This window comes from Paenibacillus sp. BC26, from assembly GCF_900116125.1.
In the GTDB taxonomy this organism is placed as follows: domain Bacteria; phylum Bacillota; class Bacilli; order Paenibacillales; family Paenibacillaceae; genus Paenibacillus_Z; species Paenibacillus_Z lignilyticus.
In genome coordinates this window covers 2,426,443-2,450,564 of the sequence record NZ_FPAD01000001.1, presented here as the reverse complement: position 1 = coordinate 2,450,564, position 24,122 = coordinate 2,426,443, and the positions used below count along the sequence as shown (strand labels likewise).

At 49.0% G+C, this 24,122-nt stretch carries 20 protein-coding genes and 1 riboswitch; of the genes, 13 read left to right on the top strand and 7 right to left on the bottom strand.

The window, feature by feature from the left end; genetic code table 11:
• Positions 1 to 2: 2 nt before the first annotated feature.
• Complete coding sequence (locus BM412_RS10615) at positions 3 to 1,034, top strand: NAD-dependent epimerase/dehydratase family protein (protein ID WP_371264758.1); 1,032 nt, start codon at positions 3 to 5, stop codon at positions 1,032 to 1,034.
• Positions 1,034 to 2,101 carry a dihydrodipicolinate synthase family protein gene (locus tag BM412_RS10610; RefSeq protein ID WP_091217321.1) on the top strand — a complete coding sequence of 356 codons (1,068 nt, stop codon included), beginning with the start codon at positions 1,034 to 1,036 and terminating at the stop codon, positions 2,099 to 2,101. Before BM412_RS10615 ends, BM412_RS10610 begins: the two co-directional genes overlap by 1 nt.
• A 69-nt stretch (positions 2,102 to 2,170) precedes the next feature.
• Here the strand turns inward: BM412_RS10610 and BM412_RS10605 are convergent, their stop codons facing one another.
• Positions 2,171 to 3,241 carry a LacI family DNA-binding transcriptional regulator gene (locus BM412_RS10605; RefSeq protein ID WP_177245762.1) on the bottom strand — a complete coding sequence of 357 codons (1,071 nt, stop codon included), beginning with the start codon at positions 3,239 to 3,241 and terminating at the stop codon, positions 2,171 to 2,173.
• Positions 3,242 to 3,579: 338 nt separating this feature from the next.
• Here BM412_RS10605 and rpiB point away from each other — a divergent pair, with 338 nt between their 5' ends.
• Together rpiB and BM412_RS10595 are read left to right on the top strand one after the other, a co-directional pair.
• The gene (gene rpiB / locus BM412_RS10600) at positions 3,580 to 4,044 is read left to right on the top strand and encodes a ribose 5-phosphate isomerase B (RefSeq protein WP_091217316.1); all 465 of its coding nucleotides are present in this window, start codon (positions 3,580 to 3,582) and stop codon (positions 4,042 to 4,044) included.
• An 18-nt stretch (positions 4,045 to 4,062) separates the two neighbouring features.
• Complete coding sequence (locus BM412_RS10595; protein WP_091217314.1) at positions 4,063 to 4,626, top strand: helix-turn-helix domain-containing protein; 564 nt, start codon at positions 4,063 to 4,065, stop codon at positions 4,624 to 4,626.
• On the opposite strand, the gene BM412_RS10590 is transcribed toward BM412_RS10595, so the two are convergent.
• On the bottom strand, positions 4,618 to 5,562 hold the full coding sequence (locus BM412_RS10590) for a nucleoside hydrolase (protein ID WP_091217312.1): 945 nt from the start codon (positions 5,560 to 5,562) through the stop codon (positions 4,618 to 4,620). The genes BM412_RS10595 and BM412_RS10590 overlap by 9 nt on opposite strands.
• 163 nt (positions 5,563 to 5,725) lie before the next feature.
• Here BM412_RS10590 and BM412_RS10585 point away from each other — a divergent pair, with 163 nt between their 5' ends.
• From BM412_RS10585 to BM412_RS10575, 3 genes are all read left to right on the top strand, one after another.
• Positions 5,726 to 6,793 (top strand): ADP-ribosylglycohydrolase family protein, encoded by a 1,068-nt coding sequence (locus BM412_RS10585; RefSeq protein ID WP_091217309.1) that lies wholly within the window; start codon positions 5,726 to 5,728, stop codon positions 6,791 to 6,793.
• 64 nt (positions 6,794 to 6,857) lie between these two features.
• On the top strand, positions 6,858 to 7,961 hold the full coding sequence (locus BM412_RS10580) for an ADP-ribosylglycohydrolase family protein (RefSeq protein ID WP_091217306.1): 1,104 nt from the start codon (positions 6,858 to 6,860) through the stop codon (positions 7,959 to 7,961).
• A gap of 285 nt (positions 7,962 to 8,246) precedes the next feature.
• Positions 8,247 to 8,436, top strand: a riboswitch (Lysine riboswitch).
• 103 nt (positions 8,437 to 8,539) lie between these two features.
• Positions 8,540 to 9,997 carry an amino acid permease gene (locus tag BM412_RS10575; protein ID WP_091217304.1) on the top strand — a complete coding sequence of 486 codons (1,458 nt, stop codon included), beginning with the start codon at positions 8,540 to 8,542 and terminating at the stop codon, positions 9,995 to 9,997.
• 77 nt (positions 9,998 to 10,074) lie between these two features.
• Here the strand turns inward: BM412_RS10575 and BM412_RS10570 are convergent, their stop codons facing one another.
• Together BM412_RS10570 and BM412_RS10560 are read right to left on the bottom strand one after the other, a co-directional pair.
• Complete coding sequence (locus BM412_RS10570; RefSeq protein WP_091217301.1) at positions 10,075 to 11,934, bottom strand: metallophosphoesterase; 1,860 nt, start codon at positions 11,932 to 11,934, stop codon at positions 10,075 to 10,077.
• A 481-nt stretch (positions 11,935 to 12,415) separates the two neighbouring features.
• Positions 12,416 to 13,981 carry an S-layer homology domain-containing protein gene (locus tag BM412_RS10560; RefSeq protein WP_256256364.1) on the bottom strand — a complete coding sequence of 522 codons (1,566 nt, stop codon included), beginning with the start codon at positions 13,979 to 13,981 and terminating at the stop codon, positions 12,416 to 12,418.
• Between the two features lie 251 nt (positions 13,982 to 14,232).
• Between BM412_RS10560 and BM412_RS10555 the strand changes: the two genes are divergently transcribed.
• From BM412_RS10555 to BM412_RS10540, 4 genes are all read left to right on the top strand, one after another.
• A complete protein-coding gene (locus tag BM412_RS10555) occupies positions 14,233 to 14,964 on the top strand; it encodes a YheC/YheD family protein (protein WP_256256234.1) in 732 nt (243 codons plus the stop codon).
• 314 nt (positions 14,965 to 15,278) lie between these two features.
• Complete coding sequence (locus tag BM412_RS10550) at positions 15,279 to 15,878, top strand: hypothetical protein (protein WP_256256233.1); 600 nt, start codon at positions 15,279 to 15,281, stop codon at positions 15,876 to 15,878.
• 30 nt (positions 15,879 to 15,908) lie between these two features.
• Positions 15,909 to 17,609, top strand: a complete 1,701-nt coding sequence (locus BM412_RS10545) for a diguanylate cyclase (protein ID WP_091217289.1) — start codon at positions 15,909 to 15,911, stop codon at positions 17,607 to 17,609.
• A 21-nt stretch (positions 17,610 to 17,630) separates the two neighbouring features.
• The gene (locus BM412_RS10540) at positions 17,631 to 18,059 is read left to right on the top strand and encodes a GNAT family N-acetyltransferase (protein WP_091217286.1); all 429 of its coding nucleotides are present in this window, start codon (positions 17,631 to 17,633) and stop codon (positions 18,057 to 18,059) included.
• On the opposite strand, the gene BM412_RS10535 is transcribed toward BM412_RS10540, so the two are convergent.
• The 3 genes from BM412_RS10535 to BM412_RS10525 all read right to left on the bottom strand — a co-directional run bounded on the left by BM412_RS10535 (position 18,056) and on the right by BM412_RS10525 (position 21,186).
• On the bottom strand, positions 18,056 to 19,240 hold the full coding sequence (locus BM412_RS10535; protein WP_091217284.1) for an MFS transporter: 1,185 nt from the start codon (positions 19,238 to 19,240) through the stop codon (positions 18,056 to 18,058). The two genes, BM412_RS10540 and BM412_RS10535, sit on opposite strands and share 4 nt — an antisense overlap.
• A 141-nt stretch (positions 19,241 to 19,381) precedes the next feature.
• A complete protein-coding gene (locus tag BM412_RS10530; RefSeq protein WP_091217281.1) occupies positions 19,382 to 20,302 on the bottom strand; it encodes an ABC transporter permease in 921 nt (306 codons plus the stop codon).
• Complete coding sequence (locus BM412_RS10525) at positions 20,299 to 21,186, bottom strand: ABC transporter permease subunit (RefSeq protein ID WP_091217278.1); 888 nt, start codon at positions 21,184 to 21,186, stop codon at positions 20,299 to 20,301. Before BM412_RS10525 ends, BM412_RS10530 begins: the two co-directional genes overlap by 4 nt.
• A 183-nt stretch (positions 21,187 to 21,369) precedes the next feature.
• Between BM412_RS10525 and BM412_RS10520 the strand changes: the two genes are divergently transcribed.
• Positions 21,370 to 22,557 carry a MalY/PatB family protein gene (locus BM412_RS10520; protein WP_091217275.1) on the top strand — a complete coding sequence of 396 codons (1,188 nt, stop codon included), beginning with the start codon at positions 21,370 to 21,372 and terminating at the stop codon, positions 22,555 to 22,557.
• 55 nt (positions 22,558 to 22,612) lie between these two features.
• Positions 22,613 to 24,094, top strand: coding sequence for a protein adenylyltransferase SelO (locus BM412_RS10515; RefSeq protein WP_091217272.1), 1,482 nt, complete (start codon positions 22,613 to 22,615; stop codon positions 24,092 to 24,094).
• Positions 24,095 to 24,122 lie beyond the last annotated feature (28 nt).

The window sequence follows — 24,122 nt, the reverse complement described above, 5'->3', positions numbered from 1 at the left end:
CGATGGCGATGGCGCACATTCCAACGATCGTGGAGCTCGAAGCCATATTAGCTGAACCCTCCGAGCAGCTGATCGCCGAAATGGCGTCGCTGGAAGGGGACATCCTCGTGTTAGGCGTTGGCGGTAAAATGGGCCCGAGCCTGGCTAAATTAGCAGTAAACGCACTGCGCCGAGCAAGCGCTCGCAATCGTGTAATCGGCGTTTCGAGATTCTCGAATGAGGAGACGCGCAGAGACCTGGAGGCTGCAGGCGTTGAAACGATCTCGTGCAACCTGCTCGATGATCAGCAGCTGCAGCAGCTTCCTGATGCACGCAACATCATCTATATGGCGGGTAATAAATTCGGAACGACAGGCAACGAGGATTTCACTTGGGCGATGAACGCTTATTTGCCGGGCAGGGTAGCAGAGAAGTATCGGAATTCGCGAATCGTTGTGTTCTCGTCCGGGAATGTCTATCCATTCTCGCCGCCGGGACTGGGAGGCGTTAGCGAATCCTACGCACCGGAGCCTAAAGGGGAGTACGCGCAGTCTTGTTTGGGGCGTGAACGAATATTTGAATATTTCTCCAAGCAATACAGCATGCCGATGGTTATTTTCCGATTGAATTATGCAATTGATCTGCGCTATGGGGTTCTGCTCGAAATTGCGAAGTCGGTTATGAATGAACGACCGATTCGGCTTGAGATGGGGCATGCCAACGTCATCTGGCAAGGCGATGCCAATGAGATGGCGCTGCGATGCTTGTCCCATTGCGAATCGCCGCCGCGTACAATTAATATTACCGGCCCCGAGACGATGTCCGTACGCTGGGCAGCGGCAGAGATGGGCAAACGCCTTGGGAAAGAGCCGATATTAGAAGGTACGGAGTCGGACACGGCTCTGCTAAGTAATGCCGCTCAATCCTTTCAATTGTTCGGGTATCCGCGTGTCTCTCTGCTGCAGATGATCGACTGGGTTGCGGAATGGGTTCGAGCCGGCGGCTATACGCTGAACAAACCGACCCATTTTCAAGAGCGAAAGGGGAAGTTCTGATGCAAGGCAAACAGCTGACGCCGGAACAGCTTGGCGCCCTTCATGATGGTCTGGTTATTCCCGCTCACCCGCTGGCATTGGATCATCAGCGCAAGCTTGATCCGCGATATCAACGAGCGCTGACGCGATACTACATCGACTCCGGTGCAGGAGGGATTGCCGTCGGCGTCCATTCCACGCAATTCGAGATTCGTAATGCAGGAATCGGCTTATACGAGCCGGTGCTGCGACTTGCGTCCGAGGAAGTTGAGCGAGCGAAGCTGAATCGACCCTTTATTAAGGTGGCAGGCCTATGCGGTCCTACCGATCAAGCATTGAGCGAAGCGAGAATTGCCATTGAGCTCGGTTATGATGCCGGATTGCTCAGTATGGGCGGCCTTGGAAGCTATTCGGAAAGTGATCTCTTGAAACGAACGGAGCAAGTGGCAGAGCTGCTGCCGGTGATCGGGTTTTATTTGCAGCCCTCAGTAGGCGGGCGAGTGCTCAGTTATGCGTTCTGGCAGGCATTCGCGGAAATTCCGAACGTCGTTGCGATCAAGATCGCCCCGTTCAATCGCTATCAAACCCTCGATGTTGTGCGGGCGGTATGCAGCTCGAGCAGACGTGATCAAATTGCTCTTTATACCGGAAATGACGATAATATCATTGGCGATCTGCTGACTGCATATCGGTTTATCATCGACGGAGCTCCGGTGGAAAAAAGGATTGTTGGCGGTTTGCTGGGGCATTGGGCGGTTTGGACGAGAAGAGCGGTGGAGCTTCTCGAAGAAGTGAAGCGAGTGCGCGGCGAAGCGGCATTGACGTCCGAGTGGCTGACGCGGAACACCGAAGTGACGGATATGAACGCGGCGCTGTTCGATGCCGCCAATCGGTACGCCGGATGTATCGCCGGCATTCATGAGGTGCTGCGCCGCCAAGGCTTGCTGCAGGGGATCTGGTGCTTGAATCCCAAGGAGACCTTATCCGACGGGCAAGCGGATGAGCTCACGCGAGTTAGCCGTGATTACCCGCAGCGAGTAGACGATGAATTTGTTGCCGAGCATCTCGCGAAGTGGCTGGAAGATTGAAGATTCGTTCAATACCGATAGGCAAATGGCAGCGCAGAGTTCTGCGCTGCCATTACATCGTTAACCCCGTTAAATATTGCGAGCTGTGCTGTCCCTGATAATAAGCTCTGGTTTCTTAGGCGGCTCAAGCTTGATAGGGATGCCTTCGATCCGCTGGAGCAGCATATCGACAATCTTGCCGCTGGCATGTGCAATGTCAAAGCTGACACTCGTTAAGTTCGGTCTCAGACTCCGGTAGAGATCGGATGGACCAAAGCCAATTACAGAGATGTCCTGCGGCACCCGATAGCCATAGTCGTAGAAATAATTGAGCGCCGCAACCGTCGTCACCTCATTTGAAATCATCAGCGCTGTAGGCTTCTGGGTCTGGAGGAGCTGATGAATCATATTGTAGCTCTCTTCCAATTGTCCGGGTACGCGAACAATATAGTCATCCTTGAAAGGAATTCCATACTCGTCATAAGCTTTCTTAACGCCATTAATTCTCTCGTGGTTAAAGGAAATGACATTGCCTTTAATGCTGCCCACAATAAAGCGAATGTCGGTATGATTCAGATCCAACAAATATTTAGCCGCCATATAGCCGGCCTCGAGATCATCGGATGTTATGTAGTAAATATCCTCCGGATTGTTGGAGTATTTCATGTTAAATACATAAGGAATACCTGCGTCTTCAAGCATGGATGCCAGGGATTCATTGTTAGAAGGGCTTAATATGATAAAGCCGTCCGCAACCTGACTCTTAATGACGTTAAAGAATGATTCGGAATCCGGATCGCTCGATGTAAGAATGAGGATATTGTAGCCTTCGCTGTGCGCCTTCTCGGTCAATGCTTTGAATAGGGCTTGGAAGCCGGCGTTGAAGATCAACTCGCTAATATGCTGCGCACTGACGACAAGACCGAGAATACCGCTTTTGCCGGATTTGAACATGCGCGCGGTTTTGCTGGGGATATAACCCAAACTCTTAACGGCATCAAGTACCCGCTGCCTGGTAATCGGCTTTACGAGGCTCGAACCGTTCATAACTCTGGATACGGTGGAAGGCGTCACTTTTGCTTTCTCGGCGACGTCGTGTATGGTTGGCTTCTTGATTTTACGTTCCTCCCAGCTGGTTCCAACAAATGATATCGATGCCATTCTATATGGATTGTAAGGGGTAATGAACAAAAATACCAGTTGAAAGTAAAGAGTCAAACTTTCGGTATTGACAGTGCTCTGCATTCTAGGATAATATTGGCTCGAAAAGGCTTACAATCCCTTCGGTATCGCATAAACGGCATGCGAAGGCAATGTGAGTTTTTTATTTCAAACAAATTGGCAACGTTGCCAATAGTGAGGTCGAAAGTCACAGAAGTGCGTGCAGAATCCCGCTTTCATAGGCTTTCGGCACTGTAATATCCATGCTTCAGATTTATGGCAACGTTAACATTGTCTCGAATCACCCACCCTACAAAAGAAAACAGGAGGCGAGCAAAATGAAGATTTCATTAGGTTGCGATCACGCCGGTTTCCATCTGAAGTCCGCTGTCGCCGCGCATCTGGCAGCCATCGGCTGTGAAGTCATCGACCATGGCTGCTACAGCGCTGATGCCGTTGATTTTCCCGATATTGCCCGATTGGTCTGTCACTCCGTTCTCAAAGGTGAAGCTGAACGTGGAATCATGGTATGTGGTACAGGCGTAGGTGCCAGTATCGCTGCGAATAAGATTCCGGGCATTCGTGCGGCCGTATGCCATGACTATCATTCCGCACACCAAAGCGTCGAACATGATGACGTTAATGTGATGTGCGTTGGCGCCAAGATCGTAGGTGAATGGCTGGTCAAAGACTTGATCTCCTCCTATGTCTCGGCAACATTCAGCACGGAGGAGCAGTTCCGCAGAAGAGTCGAGAAATTAGCCATTCTGGAACGTGAAGCCGCGATTAAACTACGTGAATAAAGAACGGGAGGTCTGTTCATGCAAAGCGTACTGAAATTATCCCCGCCGTCAGCACCGGCTTTGAAGTCACCCTACATTCAGATCACGAATCCCAAACTACAGCAAGATGCAGGGAAACTCCCATACCAGGAACAAGCCTACCGGATTGAGCTGGAGGAGCTCTACCATTTCATCTATCAATCCATAACGAGCGCACTCCAAGAAGCGAAGCAGCAAACTGATTTTAACTACTGGTACAGCAAGGATCGGAATCAACGGAAGGTAGAAGAGGCTCTATCTTACATTGATGAGCATTTTCACGAAGATTTCGGGTTAGAGCAAGTTACGGATATTATGCATTGTTCTTCGACATACTTGAACCGGCTGCTGAAGCAGCACACGGGGAGTACGTTCTACAATCTGCTGACTCAGAAGAGAATCGAGCATTCCAAGCAGCTGCTGGCATTGGATTATCAGACGGTATGCGAAATCAGCAGCATGGTCGGCTATACCAATGTACACAGCTTCATTCGCGCCTTCAAGCGCAGCGTTGGCATAACGCCAGGGCAATTCCGTGAAAGCAGTCTTGCCCACTCAGGTTGAATGGTTCGCCAATTTGTTGAACATATCGATATAGACGAGGCTTCGGTCAATGTCGATCGCTTCCTTGTAGAAGTGCCTGGAATCATCGGTAGAATAGGTGAAATTCGGATTGAGGATCGGCGTTCTTCGCACGACGGATGGCACCCATTCTTCATTTAGCAGCCATGCTATGGCAGAGACATCCCAGAGCACTTTCGACCAACCGGGGCGATTGAGGCCGAACCGTTCAAACCGTCCGTGGAACAAATCGCTGAAATAAGTACCCAGTTTGTTTCGGTCTCGCAAGCAAGCATCAATCTCGTAAGTGGAGGTCAACAGATGGGACGCGACGCTGTGACATGGCAGTACGACTAGCGGTACTCCGCTGTCGTAGATAATGCCGGAAGCGTGATAGTCTTGCGACACGTTGAAAATATCTTGCGTAGGCCACCAATAAGAGTTTGGTCCAAGCCAGACTACGACGATTTTCCGGATGATTTCGGGGCATTTGACGATAGCTGATGCTACGTTCGTAATGGCGCCGATAGCGACAACATAGAGCGGGTCATCGGGGTCAGCCGCAAGTGCCGTCTCAATGATCGTATCAACCGCCTCACTTGGAACCGGCTCATCTCGGCTAGTCATGAATTGTGCAGAGCCTCTGTATACAGGAGGAGGGGACTGCAGGTCCATCAGCTTGTAGATGTTGAAGATTTCCTTGTAGCTTTTCTCCATACCTTCACCCGGACTCGTTGAATTCCAATTGAAGAACGGAGCCGCAGTAACCGCCAGAAGATCGATCTTATCCGGTGACAGCAGCGTATAGGCGAGTGCGAATTGATCGTCCACTTCATTGAACGCATCGGTATCCAGAATCATTTTCACTTTGCCTGTCGGATGGTTCAGCCGCTGCAGCATCGCAGCGTGATCGAGCTGATAGTTAGCCCAGCTGTTCATATGACGCACCTCTTTCATTCCAAGTTCGATAGTTTGTAAGCTTCGAATTCAGTATAGGGGAGTGATGCGGATTTCGAAATGTTCAACTATCAAAGGCGCCAACGTTAGATTTCTGTACATCTGTTAATTGCATTACACAATAAACTTGAGGAGAGAACAAGCCATGAGTGAGCAAGTTTCATTATTCGATAAATTTTACGGATGCATCGCCGGCGTTCATATCGGTTCTGCAATGGGAGCACCGGTAGAAGGCTGGGATTACGATAGAATCGATGCCCAGTACGGGATTCTCGAAGATCTGCTGCCGTATGAGCATTTTCATAACGGCTGGGTTCGCGAAGCAGGAACGACTGAGGATGGCGTGGAGCGCCAGAAGCTGATGATCTCGGCGATTATGGAGAAGCAGGACCGTGTCACGGCCGAGGATGTCCGCAATATGTGGATTTCCAGAATCAAGCCGGAATCGGCGGGGATGATATCGGAGCCGTTCGAAGCTGTATTGCTCGCGATGGCCAAGAGCGGTATTCCAGCCCGGGACATCGGCAAATATTGCGATTATGCGGGGTTAAACAGCTTCTCCCGATCTTGCCACCCAATCGGACTGATCAATGCCGGGGATATTCCCAATGCGATCCATGATGTGAATGAAGTCGGTCAACTCTATCAAACCACGAACGGTCGCGGGCTTAAATGGGCAACGGTTACTGCGGTAGCGATCGCATCCGGGACCAAAGCGGGAGCTACAGTTGACAGCGTGCTCGGCGCAATCTTCGATCATTGCGATCCTGATGTCGTTGTTAGAGAGCTTGAACGGGAGCTGAAACGGACCGCGAACATCGGGGACTACCGTGAATTTAGGAAGACGCTCTATGAATCGTATAACATTCGAGGCATTCCTTATGAAGTCAGCTACGCGAATGAAGTGGTGACGAAAGCGGTTTGTATTTTCAAATGGGCCCAAGGAAATGTCAAAGAAGCCATGGTTGCGGCCGTCAATATGGGACGCGATACTGACTGCGTTACGGCGGTTGCAGCCGGTATATCCGGAGCGCTGACCGGAACGACTACGATTCCTGAGTCTTGGATCAAACAAACGGACTATGCGACAACCTTGCATGTCGTCACCAATTCCCAGCGCACCATCAAAGAACATGCAGAAGGCTTGTACCAAGCGTATCGTTCCCGATTGCAGAGGCTGAAGGCGTATTCGGAGCTGATGGGTGCGTTGTAAGTTGTCGTAATCATATAGAGGCTAGTTCAGATGAGTTCAGATAAACGTAGAGGAGTGTCGGGCGATGAGCGGAATCATCAGCTTACAAGATAAATTTTATGGTTGTATCGCAGGGTCACAGGTCGGAGCTGCTCTAGGCGCGCCTGCTCAGGGACTTACCTGGAAGAATAGCGAAGCGGAGTTCGGCGTCCTTGATCAGCTTAAGCCTTATGAGAATGGTTGGTTTCGAGAAGCCGGTACGACCGGAAGCGGAATTGAGCGGCAGAAGCTGCTTATTACTGCAATCTCAGAACGACAGGATCGGATATCGGCCGAGGACGTTCGAGCAATTTGGGTATCCGACATGACAATGAAAGCTGCCGAGAAGATCATGGAACCCTATGATGTCAGTTTGTTGGCGGTTGCTAACAGCGGGATCCCGGCACGCGATCTCGGCAAATATTGCGATTATGCAGGACTTAACAGCTTCGCCGGCTACTGTCATCCGGTTGGATTGATCAATGCAGGGGATGTGAAGAATGCGATTCGCGATGCCTTCGAGCTCGGCCAGCTGTATTATGCATCCAGAAGCTATGGCGTGAAGTGGTCAGGCGTAACCGCTGCGGCGATTGCTTCGGCTGTTAAGCCCGGCGCAACGATTGACAGTGTAATTAAAGATTTGTTCACCAACTGCGATTATTCCGATGTAGGAGCTAAGATCGATGGCTACAAATATGGGTACCTAAGAGACAATATAATCGATGAACTGGAATCCGGCTTAAAGCTGACAGCGGGCTGCCGGGATTTCCGTGAACTCCGCGAAGCCTTCGATAAGAGCTACCGCGGCTGCGGCGTGCCATATGGCAACAGCTTCGCAAACGAAGTGGTGACCAAAGCGATATGCGTTGTCAAAATGGTAAACGGAAATGTACATGATGCAATCATTGCGGGAGCTAATATGGGACGGGACAGCGTTAACGTCGCCGCGCTCGCCGGCGGAATTGCCGGTGCGCTCAGCGGTGCGGCAGCATTGCCGGAATCCCTCATTCGGCAAGTGGATTATGCTGCCGGCGTAAACAAATATACGTGCTCCAAGCGGACAATTCGCGAACAAGCCGAAGGTGTTTATCAAGCTTTTCAGAGCCGTTTGCATACCATCAACAAATTTGTTGAAGAAATGCTTGTATAGAAGGTTTAAGATTTACTTGAAGAGGACATACTAGCTATTATTGCGTTCATATGGTCAGATGAAAGACAGGTTTACCGGATAATTAAATCATAGAGTGAAGTATTGCCTGCAATTTGGCTTTAATCGCCTATAAATACGCAGTTATGAGGAGCTGAGATCATTGATCCGGCTTCTTTTTTATGCTTTCGATCAGAAGCGTGGAATGATTATCCATTGCTTTTTCCGCTGAGGCTCCTTATTATAGGTTCTTGTGTCACAATAAAATAGGTATTGCCTCATCGGTCTTGATGAGGTAGAGGTCGCGATGTTAATGAGTACGCCGGAGGAAGTCCAGTAAAGACTGAGGATGCCGGAGGAAAGGTACCATCGCCGAAGCCGCACGGTTTACTGACCGTTCGAGCTGGGGCCGTTTCCGAAAGGGACGGAACTGTCACACGATTCGCACCCGCGTTACGTGTGTTGAGCTATCTTCGAACAGGAGAGATGAGGGAGTAACGGTAGCTGCCTTGTTAGGCAGCTTTTTTGTGTTGATATTCCTTATTTTCCCAGGAAATAAGGATAATAGGTGAGGGAGCGTAATGAAAGTGAACGAGAACGAGAATCCAAACAACAATAAATTGCGCAGAGGCTTGAAATCGCGTCATATGACGATGATCTCACTCGGCGGCTCGATAGGAACAGGGTTGTTTCTGGCCAGTGGCGGCGCGATACATTCTGCAGGTCCGGGAGGCGCACTGCTTGCCTACCTGATTATTGGCATCATGGTTTATTTCTTAGTAACCAGTCTGGGTGAAATGGCAACGTATATGCCGGTGTCCGGTACATTCAGTACCTATGCAACAAGGTTCGTTGATCCTTCGTTTGGCTTTGCCCTCGGGTGGAATTATTGGTACAACTGGGCGATCACAATAGCGGCCGAGCTGTCTGCGGCAACGATCATCATTAAATTCTGGCTGCCGGACAGCCCTTCATTCTTATGGAGCGCATTGTTTCTTGCCTTAATGGTTGGCCTGAACTTGTTATCGGTTAAAAGCTATGGCGAATCCGAATATTGGTTCGCGATGATTAAGATCGTCACCGTCATCGTGTTTATTGCCATCGGTCTTCTCATGATTGTCGGCATTTGGAGTGGACAAGCAACCGGATTCGGTAATTTTACATCCGGCGATGCACCAATCTCCGGCGGTTTACTTGCCGTGCTCGGCGTCTGTATGGCGGCAGGTTTCTCGTTCCAAGGGACGGAGCTCGTCGGTATCGCGGCAGGGGAGTCTGAGAATCCGCGTGTAAACGTACCTCGGGCGATCCGCAGCGTATTCTGGCGAATCTTATTGTTTTATATATTTGCCATATTCGTTGTGGGTCTGCTGATTCCATATACGACGGAGTCCTTGGCAAGCGATAGTGTGAGTGCAAGTCCATTCACCATCATATTCGAAAAAGCCGGCCTAAGCGTGGCGGCTTCCGTGATGAATGCCGTTATATTAAGCTCCGTGCTATCCGCAGGCAACTCGGGGATGTATGCTTCCACAAGGATGCTGTGGGTACTCGCCAAGGAAGGAAAGGCGCCAAGATTATTCGCCACATTAAATAAAAACGGTATCCCGGTTTATGCTCTGCTGGCGACTGCCGCTATCGGCATGCTTGCATTTCTGGCTTCCTTCTTCGGCGATGGTCAGGTGTATATCTGGCTGCTGAATGCATCCGGGATGTCCGGATTTATCGCTTGGCTTGGCATTGCCATCAGCCATTATCGCTTTCGTAAAGCTTATACAGCACAAGGAAGGAAGCTTGCGGACCTGCCATACCGCTCGTTGTGGTTCCCATTCGGACCGATTCTGGCAGGCGTCATGTGTATGATTGTCATCTTCGGGCAAAGCATCAGCGCCTTCTCCGATGGTCAAGTCGATTGGAAATTCCTTATCGCTTCCTACATCGGCATTCCTTTCTTCTTAGTATTATGGCTCGGTTACAAATGGAAATACAAAACGAAGGTATTAAAGTTGGAAAACTGCGAGCTGGATGCTGCGGTTGAATAGCAAATTGAATTGAACCTCAAAAAGACGGCAGCGTGAACAGATTATCTGTATCCGCTGCCGCCTTTATTCAGTTCACCTTACGTTTTCGCCGGAATTCGAATCGGGGTTTCAATCATGATCGGTTCTGCTTTGGATGTCTTAGTTGGAGGCAGATCAGGCTCTAACAATGGCCCATGATCCAAGTTCGGAGCACGTTTCCACTTCTTCACGACCTGCTCCATCCCTATAGGGTAGATGGTTAAGCTCCCATCTTTATCAATATGGATACGGATGAAATTTTTCCAATTGTCGATTTGCATCGCCGAGAACGCTTCTCCGCTGTGACGGCCGAAACCATTCAATGATAAGAGCAAATACAGACCCATTATAACCGATCCAATGATCCATCCCCCATATGCAATAAGCAGTCCGGTTACTGCCAATGCACCGAGCCCCCAATGAAAATGAAATTCCGTACGGACCAGATATACGGCTGCACAGCCGATGAAGAAGGCAGCGGCAACATGGGTTAAGCCGTGCAAACAACCGGCGATCCATTTGTACAAGCGAGAATGCGTATCCGTAAACAGCCAGAATCCTCCGATGATGACGATCATCCAAATAAACGCACTCGGTGTTTGCGCAATCTTATGGAGAGAGGATGACACGAGTTCCGAGTAGGTAGCCGAAGCAGGCGGTGCTGTGGTGACGGACAATACGGAGTTGCATGCCAACAAGTAGAGGATAGCCGTGACGATACCGAACATCTGGTTCTTCCAAACGAAGAGCAGGTTGCCCCAGGTGAGCCGCCTTGATGAAGCGACATCCGGGAAGTCCTTCTTTCGTTTAAATTCGATTGGCTTCTCATCTTCATTCTTGTGCGCATAGATCGCTTGATCCTTGAGATCATGGGTAGGATGAAGGAAAGCCCCGCCGCCGCCCGCCGTAATTTTCTCGACTTTGCGGCTATGATCCGCGGAGCCGTCGGCTAGAGTAGGGATAAATTCGAATCTGCGGTAATGATGAAGATCGCCGGCGATGAAGATTTGGATGTCGACATTGTTTTTGTTCAGCATATTTTCAAGGAAAGTCAGATTGTTCTCGTTGTATATCGGATCGAACTTCCCATACTTGTGCGCGGACACCCAGTAGGGTTCAGCGTTACATAAAATGACCCGGTCACCGCTCTGCATTTGCGCAGCGATATGCTCGAAATATTGTACTTGCTGCCCATCGATGTCCGAGTTCAGCTGAACATCGGTCCCAAGAAGCCACCAGCCATGAGGAAGCTTCAAGGCAAAATAACTCTTCAGCTGCGGCGCTTGCCAGCCATTAAACCATTTGCGCGAAGTGAATATCCGCGAGAATGAAATCAGGCCGTCATACCAGTCATGGTTTCCCGGAACAGCGAATACCTGCGGATGCGGATCTGCCGTGTAGCCTTGAGCGAGATAATAAGGTGCAATCAGCCTGTTCATGTATTCATCACGGTTTGCAGTCGGATAGACCTGATCGCCGCCGAAGATAAGCACATCGCCGCGTTTGGTCGTAACCGTTGTGCCCGTTTGCGGATCAACCAGCGAGAGCTCCGGTCGAGTGGCGTAATAAGCGACGGAATAAGTGGAATCGAACCCATCGCCCAAATCACTGATGTAATCAATCCATATCTCATCACGAGGCTGATTAGGATCCGTCAGGTAGAAGCCATCTTGATCCACTTTATAGTTCCCCGAATCAAGCTGTAAAAATTGCTTGGAGTAGTCATTCAATTGCTCTTCCTTCTGGTTGAACGCCTCAATTAACCGAAAATCCGAATAAAGTCCGAAGATGGTCGACAGGACAGTCTTCATACCTGTGACGACTAATTGTTTCGGATTAAACCATTCGACCATTCGCGGCCGTGCATGGGGATCAGCAATCATGTTCTCGGCCAGCTGTTGAACTTTGCTCTTTGCCATATGCTTCTCCTTTCAGCATACCTATGTAGTTCTATTATTCCATAATCCTGCTGCAAATCACGTCGAATCGCGTCCGTCTCGTATGATCTCGCCTGGTAATTACCAAACAAACAAGCCTGCCGGTTGTCCTCCTGCAGGCTTGTTCGATTCATTAGCTGAAGCGTTGCAAAACTAAATAACCGCTGATACTCGACGTGCTTTTGCGAAACACGATTTTGAAGCCGATGTCGTTGTCCAATAAGCAATTTAAGGCATTTATCAGCAACGCACCCTCTTGCAGGTTCGCACGGCAAGGATAAGCAGAGCCGATTACACGAGAAGCGAGAATTCTACGTGGGGAGCCGCTTACCAAGGGGTTTCTCGACCAACTGATAAGAATTAAGTCAGGCTGTTGAGTAGCTTTAATACGAGCCATAAATATCACCTACTTCTTTTCCGGCGTTACTCTATTAAATGAATAACAGCGAGAAATGGTGATAGATTAGGAGAAGGAATACGAATGATACCGCAGTGAATTCTGCACGCTGGTCCAACTATCGCGGCTCTCACCGCCCATATACCAGTATCCGTATCCGGCAACGGAATGCGATTCGCCTAAGCCGATTTTGGCGGAGAGTGAACGTCCGTCTTCCATCCATATTCGGTTTAGGATGATTCCGTTATGCGGTTCCGTATAGGCGGCAAAATATTGGCCGAGCCGCGCATCCCACGTAATGGAAGCGTGACCGGATAATACTAGGCTATTTTGAGAAGTGAGTGTGATGTCCTCGGATTGGACTCCGCCTCCATTCATGTCCGATTTCCATACTCGCGTATATAGTGGCAGCGCAAGTATGACTTTATGCGCCGGCACCTTCTCTAATAAAGCTTCTATGCCGGCTTTCAGCCAAGGCAGGGAAGAGACGGATCCGGCTTCCGGCGCTCCGCCCCAATGCTCATCATAGCCCATGAGAAGGACGTAATCAGCAAGCTCGCCAAGTGCTCTATAATCGAACACTTCCGTCCAGTCGTACCCGAAATCAGGAGAGACGTTCACTGAGATTGTCGCCTTCGTTGCCAGTCGTAATGCTTGAACGAAAGCAGTGAATGCGTCACGGTCCTGCGGCATCATGTTCTCGAAGTCGATATTTAAACCATCGATATGGAACCGTTGTACACGATCCGCCAATTGCTTGATAAATGCCTGTCGCTGAGTCAGGTCCGTCAGCATCGTATGTGTTGCTGCTTGGTCGGAATGATTGCCAACCATCGCCCACAGCTTCTTGCCATGCTCATGTGTCCAGGTAAGCAAGCTCGCATCCATTTGATCTTCAAACGCGCCGTTCTTCCCGAGAAAGAACCAACGCGGCGACAACGTATTTACAGTCGATTGTGCGACTTGACGTTCGAATTGCTGCGTTGTCTGACCGTATTGCCACCCCAGTTGAATCTTCGAAGGAGGAGTGGCTGTAAGTTGTTTAGCCCAATCCCCGTACGCCCATACGCGGTTCATCAGTACGGCGGCTTCTTGCCTGGTAATGGATTCCTTCGGACGAAACTTGCCTTCATTGCCGGTTAACAACTGTAATTCGGACAAATGACTGACGGCAGGAAGCGCCCAACTGCTTAGCTGATTCTGATCGTCGTATATTGCCGGAATCACGGAGCTTTCCGTTTGATTTAAGGCGCGATTCATAATGACTGCCGCTTCTTCACGGGACACCGGGCGGGACGGTTCGAAGAATTGGCTTGCGTTTCCTTGCGCGATACCCAGCTGAACGGCAGGCTGCACCCATTGGTAATACCAAGCAGATTTGAGCACATCCTTGAAAGCCGGGATTTCGCTTACTACGGGCTTGATTCCAAACAGACGGTCGACCAAGGTCATAAATTCAGCTCGCGTAATCGCTTTATAGGGCTCGAATCGCCGCTCGGCGGTTCCGTTCATAATGCCGAGTTGCGTCATATTCAGAATCGATTCTCTGGCAAAGTTGAATTTAATATCGTCGTAAGGTGCACGAGGCGCGTGCTCAGCAGATGATATTGGAACATAAATGGTGCTGCACATCAGACAGAGTAAACCTATACTTGCAACCATCACTCTCGTGAGGATGGTCCTACTACTAGGATTCATTGCTATTAACTCACTTTCCAATTGTAATAGAGTGGCGAACGTAACATCTCTCTATCGTAATCAATCGGAACAAGAATACCTATTCTAAATTATTGGAAGGAGCCTGACTGTAGAAACACCCAAGCCTTCCTCATCGAGCTTGAATAGGGTGTACTACATCAATTAAACCATCTAAGGGGATGAATATGTCTCGATACGTAGGAAGCAAATGGACCAAAACCGTTGCCATTCGCAAACAGCCTTTTCTCGCTCAGTATGTGCCTGAAACCTCTCGAATGACGAAGCTATCGCTTAGAAAGCAATTGCTTAAATATCGCATGGTTTATGTAAAACCTGAGTTTGGTATGCATGGAAATGGCGTTATGCGCGTGGAAAAGCTGGATCAGGGTTATCGCTATCAACTCGGCAACACCGTCAAAACCTACAAGGAGTTCGACTCCTTATATAAAGGCATAACCGCGGCTAAGAAGAGGGGGCGTTATCTCGTCCAGAAGGGGATCCATCTATTAAAGCATAACGGAAGAAGATTCGATATTCGCGTCATGGCGCAGCTCACACCCGGTAAGAGGTGGATCACCACCGGGATTATCGGCAGAGTGGCGGCTAAACACAAAATCGTAACGAACTATCACAGCGGCGGTCAAATCTTAACGGCTGAGAAACTGCTCCATCCTCACACCGGGAAGGTGCAGCCTAAGCTGGAACTTCTGTCGAAACTGGGTGTTGTCGCGGGGCAAGTCATGGGGCGATCGTTTCCCGGCGTTCGTATGATCGGGCTGGATGTCGCGCTAGATCAAACGTTGAATCCATGGGTGCTTGAAGTGAATACTTCGCCGGATCCTCATATTTTCCGAAAACATCCGAATCCGCAAATCTATCGCGGCATCATGAAGTTGATCAGAACCAATGGCAAATAATAGCAGCGTTCCGGAGCCGCGGCAACGCGGCTTTTGCTGCCTTACAAATACCAAAAACAAACAGAAATCAAACATGTAAGCCAAAACATTTTTAATACTTTGTTCTTATCATAAGAGATGTATTGGTAAAAATAACGAAATTCCCTTTATACTGATATGAACTACATTCCTAAGGAACAAGAACCCGAATAATCTTCGGTAATTAAATCGATAAATTACGATGGCAGGAGGAGAGAACTCTGAAAAAAATCGGATGTTTTCATGCACACTATTCCAACATTGCTCATATCGAGCATGCACTTGAGCCTTATGCCGTGGAGCTGGTGCATTTCGTTGATCCGGGGCTGGATCGCATCAAGAACGATGCCCATTTCACCGGGCAGCTGGCTGAGAAGAAAGTACGCGATACGATCGAGTGGATTTCAAGCTGTCATGTGGATGCAATCTTAATTACATGCACCTATTTTACTTCCATCATGCGGGAAGAGTTTGAGCGTTTACCGATCCCGATAATCAAAATAGACGAACCGTTATTTCAGGAGCTCTCGAAGCAGGACAAGCCTATCGTATTCGTATTCACCAATCCGAACACGATCGAGGGGACAATGAGTCAGTTCCGCCATTATACGGGGAGCAAGGGAATACTCGCTCAGGCGGAATCGAGATTAATTCCAAACACTTTCGAGCTGATCATGCAGGGCAAAACAAAAGAATACATTGGCGAGGTTGCTTCGGGCCTCCTCCACCTTGCGAAGGAGCATCCGGGAGCCAAGCTGGTAGCTGCACAACTCTCCATGGTACCTGCAGCGAGATATGCCGAAAGCATTCTGAATGCCGAGATTGGAAATGCACTTGCTTCTTTGTCCAGCTATTTGGAGCATACCCTCGAATTACATACGAAGCCAAACATCTAATACTTTTCTCAATGAAGGAGTGTCATTCGAATGCTAAATTACAACTCAGAGCTTCTCTACACCGGTTCGGATGAAGTATTAGTTGAGAATCAGGAGCACTATCTAAGTGAGCTGCGCGAACGGTTGTCTGAATTAAGGGAGCTGGCCAAAATCGAGAAGGACATGATTTCCTTCGAGATAGCCAGACAAATCTATCGGATCGTGCATTCGATCAAAGGCAGCGCGCCTATATTAGGTTTCGACAGAATCGGCAGCATGGCCGCTCAGATGATCAGCGAGTGGGAATGGACGCAAGAGGAAGCAGAGGAGCCTAATGCGCGTGTGAGCCTGCGGCTACAATTCAAGCAAAGCTCCCAAGAGTTGGTGAAGCTTCTTCCGGCACTGGAACAAGAGTTGGAGAGCGGTACAAACGGTATCAAATCAAGCAATGTCCAACCGCATCATCGAAACCCAGACATCGAAATGCAGCTGGACAAGCGCATATTAATCATTGAAGATGATCATATTTTGCGTACTTACTTGGCGCGAAGACTCTTCTTGGATGGGTATCAGGTCGATGAAGCTTCTAACGTAGAGGATGCGATTACATTGCTGCGCGTCCACCACTATCAGCTTATAACGCTCGACTTAATGATGTATCCTAAGAGCGGCTACGAAATCTTCGAAATCCTTAAAGAAGATATGATGATCCGGTGGATACCCATGATCGTATTATCCGGTCGCGATGATATTCGGGATAAGGTACGTTGTTTTCAAATGGGAGCGGATGATTATGTAGTCAAACCGTTTCATTATGATGAGCTGTGCGCACGTGTTCGAAGATTGATTGAGCGCAACCAAGAATTCAACTTCATGGCTTTTCACGATCCGCTTACAGGACTCTTCAATCGGCGGTACATGGATAAACAAATGCAGCTTGAGCTCTCGCGGGTCAATCGTTATCCTTCGCCGATTTCTATGGTCATCCTGGATATCGATTATTTCAAAGCGATAAATGATAATTTCGGGCATCAAATTGGCGATATGGTGCTGCAGAGCTTCAGCAATCTTCTGATAAGCAAGCTGCGCAAATCAGATATGGTCGCCAGATGGGGCGGAGAAGAATTCATGCTCATAATGCCCGGCACGCGCGATACCGAAGCAGTTAGCTTAGTAGAATCGATACTGACGCATGTCCGTGAACATCCGATCTTTGCCGATAATCGGCGGAATACCTTTATTACGTTCTCAGCTGGCGTTGTGCAGTGGAGACCGCAGTGCAGCATTGCTGTCTGGACCCGCCATGCTGACTTTGCGCTCTATAAAGCGAAGCGTACCGGGAGAAACCGCGTCGTTAAATCGTCTCTTCGAAATTCGGTTGCGAAGAAGATTCTGGTCGTGGAAGATGATCGCGTGCTAAGACGAATGATCGTGGAAGTGGTGAAGGGCTGCTCCGAGCAAGTGCTGGAAGCAACGAATGGCCTCGATGCCTATGAGCAGTTGACCAAAGAAGAGATTGATTTATGTATCTTGGATTTCAATATGCCGAATCTGGATGGGTTGTCTATGCTTCGGAGAGTGGGGCAAGAGGGGAATGTTTCGAAGCGAACGAAATTTCTGATGGTATCCGGCAATGAAAGCCATCATAATATGAAGACAGCCATAACATTGGGAGCCGATGGTTACATTACGAAGCCATTTACATTTCCGGATTTGAAGAAGAAGGTCATGTCCTTGTTACAGCTGAGATAAAAGATTCCGGAGGATATACGCATGAACACCGCAATTACCGTAGTAAGAAGAATACCGACGCTGGCTGAATACAAGCAGCTCTGCCAAGGCGTGGGGTGGAACGACTACATGAACTTCGATGTAGCGGAAGAATCATTAAGCCGTTCCTTATTTGGCGTAGTCATCGAGGATCAAGGTCAACCCATCGGCATGGGAAGAGTGGTCGGAGATGGCCATATTTATTTCTATATTCAAGATATTGTGGTGCTGCCCAGCCATCAGAACCGAGGAATCGGCAGGCTGATCATGGAAACGATCAAACAATACGTGGAAGACCACGCACCTGAGAAAGCGTTTGTCGGCTTGTTTGCGGCACAAGGCAAAGAATCGTTTTACACCAAATACGGATTCCAGAACCATGAAGGCATGACCGGAATGTTTGGCGTCATTCATAAAGGGCAATTGAGCTAATCTTTGAATACCGTACGGCTGCCCATGACTTTCGTTGTTTCATTGTTTCGCTGAACCCAGAACACAATCGCAAAAACAACGATACATACGAAGGTAAGCATAAAATTGTATAGAAACATCTTACGCATGCCTACCGCTTCGCTCGCGATGCCGCCTGCTAAGCTGCCGATAATACGGGCAACGCCAAGCGTTAATAGTCCGTTAAGCGTTTGACCGCTCGCTTTGAGCTCATTCGGCACTTCCTTATTGATGACATTCGCCATCGTGACGGACAATACGATAAAGATCAATCCATGCAGCGCCTGAGTCGGCAATAGCCAGACAGGGTCGTGAATCGCCGAGAACAGATACCACCGAAGAGCTGCTGCTACTCCGGCCCCGAGCAAGATGTGCGAGGTTCGAACACGCTGGAAGATCTGTTTAGACATGAGCAGGAAGGGCACTTCGCTTAAGGAAGAGATGACCATCGACCAGCCTAGCCAAGCGCTGTCGCCGCCCATTTCCTTGAAGTATAGCGGGAAGAACGCATAATAGTAGCCAAGCGTAATTTGAAAAACAAAGTTGGCACTTAGGTATAGCATTAATTTCCGATTCCGGAAGAGGACCCAAAGCGGCATTTTGCGATTTCGAGCTTGATGGCCTTCGATCTTCGGGAACCGCAGCGCCAGTAAGAAACAACAGGCAAGAATAATCGCATAGACGCCAAACAGCCAATCGATTCGTTTCTCTGCGATGAGTCCAAATATGATCGACATTGCTGCGAAACCGAACGTTCCGCCCATTCGGATCAGGCTGAAGTTACCCTTGCCGCGTTTATCCAGCGTCTCTAACGTAACCGCATCGGTTAACGCGAATATCGGAGATTGAAAGAACGTAAAGATACAGATAAATATTAGTAAAAATACGAAATGATTGGATAGCGGATAGAGCAGTACGGTAAGGCCGGTACCCACGATAAGGAAGAGCAGGATACTGTTCTTCGTCCGGGCTCGGTCACTGAATAATCCCCAAATCGGCTGAGCAAGGATCGCTACCAGCGGACCGAGCCCGAGCAAGGTGCCAATCTGCGATTGCGTGAACCCGATGTGCTGAAAGTAAAGCGGAATAAATGTACCATACACGGCATTGGCCATGTAGAAGAATACGTAGAAAAAGACGAAGTAAGTGAGATTGATCGGCATGATGTACCTTCCTTCATGAACGGCTTAAGAGTTTTAACATTTGTAGTAGTTCCTCGCATGACTGTCGATTCCTGCAAGCGTGTTAAGATTGGTAATAACGAAAACCAAGGCTGCCGGTATGGCAGCCTTGGTTTATTTCGTTTAGATATGCGAGAACTTCGCGAATTTCTTGCGATACAGCTTCTCCAAGCCGACGGAGATGAGATGGAAGCCCAGAATATAAATGATGTAGAGCGCAAGCGGAATGAACAGAATCCATTGGTAAATAAACAGATTGTTTCTGGCCTGACCGATCAGACCGCTCCATTCATTCGTGCGGCTCACGTATTGAATCGGATCAAAATATTGAGTCGTACCGCCTACGAAAATATTGAAGATCGCCAATTGCCCGAACAATCCCAGAATGAGGACGACTTCTTGTACAAACAAGATGACGAAGCTTTCTTTCATATGCGGAAAGATGTGAGAACGGATTATCGTCGTGTGTCCGGCGCCGATCGACTTGGCCGACAGCACGAATTGGCGTTCTCTCACGATCATCGTTTTCTCTTTCATAGTCGAAGCAACGGACGGAATGCCAACGATGGTTAAGACAATGGCAATGATTAACGCCATATAAAAGGGAGATGTGGCCGGATTCATGGAAATGCCGATCATGATCATCCATACGATAATGAAGATCGGAATCCCATTGAGTACATTCCAGAGCGGAAACGGCTTCGAGCCGGGTTTCCTCTCTTTCCCGACGTAGCCGAGGAACAGACCGATCAACCCGCCGATGAATACGCGCGCTATGGCCACTGCAAGCGATCCGAAGATCGTATATTGCGAGCCCGCAAGCAATTTCGCCATCATATCGTAGCCGTCTTTATCGGTTCCGAATAGGAAATTATCGTTTGGCGGAGCAGGGGGCACAGAAAGGGTGCTGTGTCCATCCGCATCGACGACATAATCGGTTTCGAATTGATCGTTAAGATCATGAGGCGCAAAATAGTGCCCGAATAGCGATGCGGCAATCATCATCAAGGTGATGATCAGACCGGCCAGCAATGTTTTATTCATCGTACAAACACCTTCTCCCAGCCGAATACGACTACTTTCAACAGCGCATAGATGACGGCATACAGCAGCAGCAGCGTGAGAATTCCGTTCACGACAAGACTGTATTGGTAGCCCTCATAAGCAAACGCATTAGAGAAAACAAGCAGCGTAACGCCATTTAAATTGTATAGATATTCAAAGATGAATAGATTGCCGAATAAGATACCCATGAACTTGTGCAGATCGGCTTTGACGAACGGAAGCACATTCGGCAGGGCATGATAGAACACGATGTAGGTTTTCCCAAGGCCGCGTGCCTTTGCAAAGTTGATGTAATCTTCGGTTAACGTATGGCTCATATGCAAAGCGACATTTCGGATCATATAAATGGCTGGTATAATGATCGTAGATATTAAGGGAAGTGCGACCGCCGGATCATCCGTGGAGAAGCTTGCCACTTGGAAGATGACGAGTCCGGTTTCGGAAGCGATAAATACGATTAGAAATTGAAGCAGGAGCACGATGATGAAATCCGGGAATACACTCGTTAACTCCAAGATGCGTTTCAGCCAAACTGCGCGCGAGACTGCAAAATAAACGCCAAGAATAATGCCGAGCGTCATGCCCACCACAGCTCCGATAATCATGTACGTGAAGGTAACGGAGAAGCTGCTGCCGATCTGCTCCCAGAACGATAATTCCGTTTTGCCGGAAAAGTATTGAAAGGAGTATCCGCTCCAAAGTCCGTCAATATAGCTGTGAATGCTGGAGAAACCTTTCGCCCAGTGGAATTGAAGCGAACTGTCCAAGCGGTCTGGCACAAGCACGGCAGGGAACATGGCGAAGAGAAGAACGAACAGTAAAATACCGGGAATAACTAACGATAGTTGAATCGTTTTTGACATACAGGATTCGCTTCCTTTCTAATAGATTTCCAGATGGGATCATTTTATAAAGTATAGCGGCTTGCGTAATAATTACAAGACTTGACGAAATGCGACAATTCTCAACGTCTTGATGCGTAAATGTTTACATATGATTGTTAAATTTCGGTGAAGACGTCCGTAATTCGATTGGAGGGGAAACTGATGAATTACGATTTCGATCAGGTGATAGCGCGCAGGGGCAAATCCAGCTTGAAGTGGGATGCGGTCAAAAGGGCTTCCGATCACCAAGAAATCATCCCGATGTGGGTGGCGGATATGGATTTCGCTTCGCCGCCGGAAGTAATTGCTGCGCTCAAGGAGCGGGTGGAACATGGGGTATTCGGATACTCGTTCCGTTCGGATTCGTATCTGGAGTCGATTGTTTCGTGGATGAAGAACAGGCATCAGTGGACAGTGGCCGGAGAGTGGGTTGCGCATAGTCCGGATGTGATCGCAGCTCTATCGTTGATTATGAGTACCTTTACTGAAGCGGGAGATAAGATTGTCGTGCAATCTCCGGTTTACAATTTTGCCCGTATGGTTGAGGCGCAAGGTCGTGAAGTGGTCTATAATCCGCTGAAGTTTCATAATGGCCGGTATGAAATGGATTATGAGGACTTGGAAGCGAAAATAGACAGCCATGTGAAAATGCTCATTCTCTGCAGTCCGCACAACCCGGTAGGTCGGGTGTGGGAGCGAGAGGAATTGGTTCGTTTGGGGAATATTTGTAGGAAGCATCAAATTCTTGTTGTTGCGGACGAGATTCACTGCGATTTGGTTTACGACGGACATTCGCATATTCCTTACGCTTCGTTATCGGAGTCATTCGCGGATCATTCGTTCACTTGTATATCGCCGAGCAAAACATTCAATATACTGAGCTTCCATGCCTCAAGCGTTATTATTTCGAATCCGGCGCTGCGGGAGAAGTTCAATCAAGAGCTGAATGCCCGGGGCATCTCGTCACCTAATACGTTGGGCCTGGTTGCATTAGAGACCGCTTATCGGTATGGTGAAGAATGGCTGAATCAATTGCTTCATTACTTGCAGGGCAATGCGAGGTTTCTGGTTCGTTATGCAGAAGAGCATCTTCCGGAGATCCGCGTGAATGAATCAGAAGGTACTTATCTGGTCTGGCTCGACTGTCGCGCGCTTCACTTATCGGTTAAGGAACTGGATGAACTGTTTTCGGATTTAGCGAATGTTGTTCTTAGTTCAGGGTCCCAGTTCGGACTCGAAGGTGAAGGGTATATGCGGATGAATATAGCTTGTCCGAGAGCCGTTCTGGAGCAAGCGCTGGAACAGATTGCTGATGCTGTCAGATCTTTGCGTACAATTAAGGGTAAGTAATTATAGAAGATAAGTATCGTTGGTTCGATGGCGAACTTAAGATGGAGGAAATAAGATGAATGAACCTACAGTAACACCGCAAGTGGGATGGAACTTTGACAATAGCTATGCTAATTTGCCGGAGTCTTTCTTTAAGCGGCATAGTCCAACCCAGGTACATGATCCGGAGTTGGTTATTCTGAATAAGCGGCTGGCGGCATCGCTTGGACTGAACGTTGAAGCGCTGCAAGCATCTGACAGTATCGCCGTATTTGGCGGCAACGAGATTCCGGAAGGCGCAATGCCGCTGGCGCAAGCCTATGCCGGTCATCAGTTCGGGCATTTCACGATGCTCGGTGACGGGCGGGCTATTCTGCTCGGCGAACAAATCACCCCTTCGGGCGATCGTGTCGATATTCAATTGAAAGGACCGGGCAGAACGCCGTATTCCCGCCGAGGGGATGGACGGGCGGCGCTTGGTCCGATGCTGCGCGAATACATTATTAGTGAAGCCATGCATGCGCTCGGTATTCCGTCTACGCGCAGCTTGGCAGTCGTTACAACGGGCGAACCGGTGTACCGCGAAACGGAGCTTCCCGGAGCCGTTCTAACCCGCGCGGCTGCGAGTCATATTCGCGTCGGCACCTTCCAATACGCAGCGAATTGGTGCACGCTTGACGATTTATGTGCACTGGCGGATTATACGCTTGAGCGTCATTACCCGGAAGCCGCGGAAGCTGAAGGCGATAACCGTTATCTTGCATTGTTGAAAGCCGTTATCTCGAAGCAAGCGGAGCTTATCGCCAAATGGCAGCTCGTTGGCTTCATTCACGGCGTTATGAACACGGACAACATGGCATTAAGCGGAGAAACCATCGATTATGGCCCTTGTGCATTCATGGATGCGTACGACCCGTCGACGGTATTCAGCTCGATCGATTCACAGGGGCGCTATGCCTATGGGAACCAGCCGAAGATTGCGGCATGGAATCTGGCTCGTTTCGCAGAAACATTGCTCCCGATTCTGCATGAAACCGAAGCCGAAGCCGTCATTCTGGCAGAGGATGCTATCGCAGAATTTCCGTCGTTATTCCACTCGCATTGGTTGTCCGGGATGAGAGCCAAGCTGGGAATCGTCAACGAAGAGCCGGAGGACGATGCGCTTATCGAAGAGTTATTGACCATGATGCATATGCATCGGGCGGATCATACGAACACGTTCCGAGCCTTGACAGAGGATAAGCCGGAAGAGATCGCTATGTATGATACGGAGGGATTTACGGAGTGGCTTGAGAAATGGCAAGCCAGACTTGGGCGGCAGCCGATAATCAAGGAAGAATCGACGCAGATTATGAGGAGCAGAAATCCGGTGATTATACCGCGCAACCACCGCGTCGAGGAAGCGTTGGATGCAGCTGTTAATCAAGGCGATTACAGTGTAATGGAGCAATTGCTGGCAGCGATTACGAATCCGTTCGAGCAAACAGCCGAGAATGCTGATTATTGTGCAGTGCCCGCGATATCGTCACAGCCTTATCGGACGTATTGCGGAACCTAATCGATACCCTCTGAATCAACTCCGATTG

What these genes read in the sequence shown, in the direction of transcription:
- BM412_RS10540 (WP_091217286.1), top strand. Translation starts at nt 17,631, where the DNA reads ATGAACACCGCAATTACCGTAGTAAGAAGAATACCGACGCTGGCTGAA.
- BM412_RS10515 (WP_091217272.1), top strand. Translation starts at nt 22,613, where the DNA reads ATGAATGAACCTACAGTAACACCGCAAGTGGGATGGAACTTTGACAAT.
- BM412_RS10535 (WP_091217284.1), bottom strand. Translation starts at nt 19,240, where the DNA reads ATGCCGATCAATCTCACTTACTTCGTCTTTTTCTACGTATTCTTCTAC.
- BM412_RS10615 (WP_371264758.1), top strand. Translation starts at nt 3, where the DNA reads ATGGCGATGGCGCACATTCCAACGATCGTGGAGCTCGAAGCCATATTA.
- BM412_RS10590 (WP_091217312.1), bottom strand. Translation starts at nt 5,562, where the DNA reads ATGAACAGCTGGGCTAACTATCAGCTCGATCACGCTGCGATGCTGCAG.
- BM412_RS10595 (WP_091217314.1), top strand. Translation starts at nt 4,063, where the DNA reads ATGCAAAGCGTACTGAAATTATCCCCGCCGTCAGCACCGGCTTTGAAG.
- BM412_RS10575 (WP_091217304.1), top strand. Translation starts at nt 8,540, where the DNA reads ATGAAAGTGAACGAGAACGAGAATCCAAACAACAATAAATTGCGCAGA.
- BM412_RS10585 (WP_091217309.1), top strand. Translation starts at nt 5,726, where the DNA reads ATGAGTGAGCAAGTTTCATTATTCGATAAATTTTACGGATGCATCGCC.
- BM412_RS10525 (WP_091217278.1), bottom strand. Translation starts at nt 21,186, where the DNA reads ATGTCAAAAACGATTCAACTATCGTTAGTTATTCCCGGTATTTTACTG.
- BM412_RS10560 (WP_256256364.1), bottom strand. Translation starts at nt 13,981, where the DNA reads ATGTGCAGCACCATTTATGTTCCAATATCATCTGCTGAGCACGCGCCT.
- rpiB (WP_091217316.1), top strand. Translation starts at nt 3,580, where the DNA reads ATGAAGATTTCATTAGGTTGCGATCACGCCGGTTTCCATCTGAAGTCC.
- BM412_RS10580 (WP_091217306.1), top strand. Translation starts at nt 6,858, where the DNA reads ATGAGCGGAATCATCAGCTTACAAGATAAATTTTATGGTTGTATCGCA.
- BM412_RS10520 (WP_091217275.1), top strand. Translation starts at nt 21,370, where the DNA reads ATGAATTACGATTTCGATCAGGTGATAGCGCGCAGGGGCAAATCCAGC.
- BM412_RS10555 (WP_256256234.1), top strand. Translation starts at nt 14,233, where the DNA reads ATGTCTCGATACGTAGGAAGCAAATGGACCAAAACCGTTGCCATTCGC.
- BM412_RS10570 (WP_091217301.1), bottom strand. Translation starts at nt 11,934, where the DNA reads ATGGCAAAGAGCAAAGTTCAACAGCTGGCCGAGAACATGATTGCTGAT.
- BM412_RS10605 (WP_177245762.1), bottom strand. Translation starts at nt 3,241, where the DNA reads ATGGCATCGATATCATTTGTTGGAACCAGCTGGGAGGAACGTAAAATC.
- BM412_RS10545 (WP_091217289.1), top strand. Translation starts at nt 15,909, where the DNA reads ATGCTAAATTACAACTCAGAGCTTCTCTACACCGGTTCGGATGAAGTA.
- BM412_RS10530 (WP_091217281.1), bottom strand. Translation starts at nt 20,302, where the DNA reads ATGAATAAAACATTGCTGGCCGGTCTGATCATCACCTTGATGATGATT.
- BM412_RS10610 (WP_091217321.1), top strand. Translation starts at nt 1,034, where the DNA reads ATGCAAGGCAAACAGCTGACGCCGGAACAGCTTGGCGCCCTTCATGAT.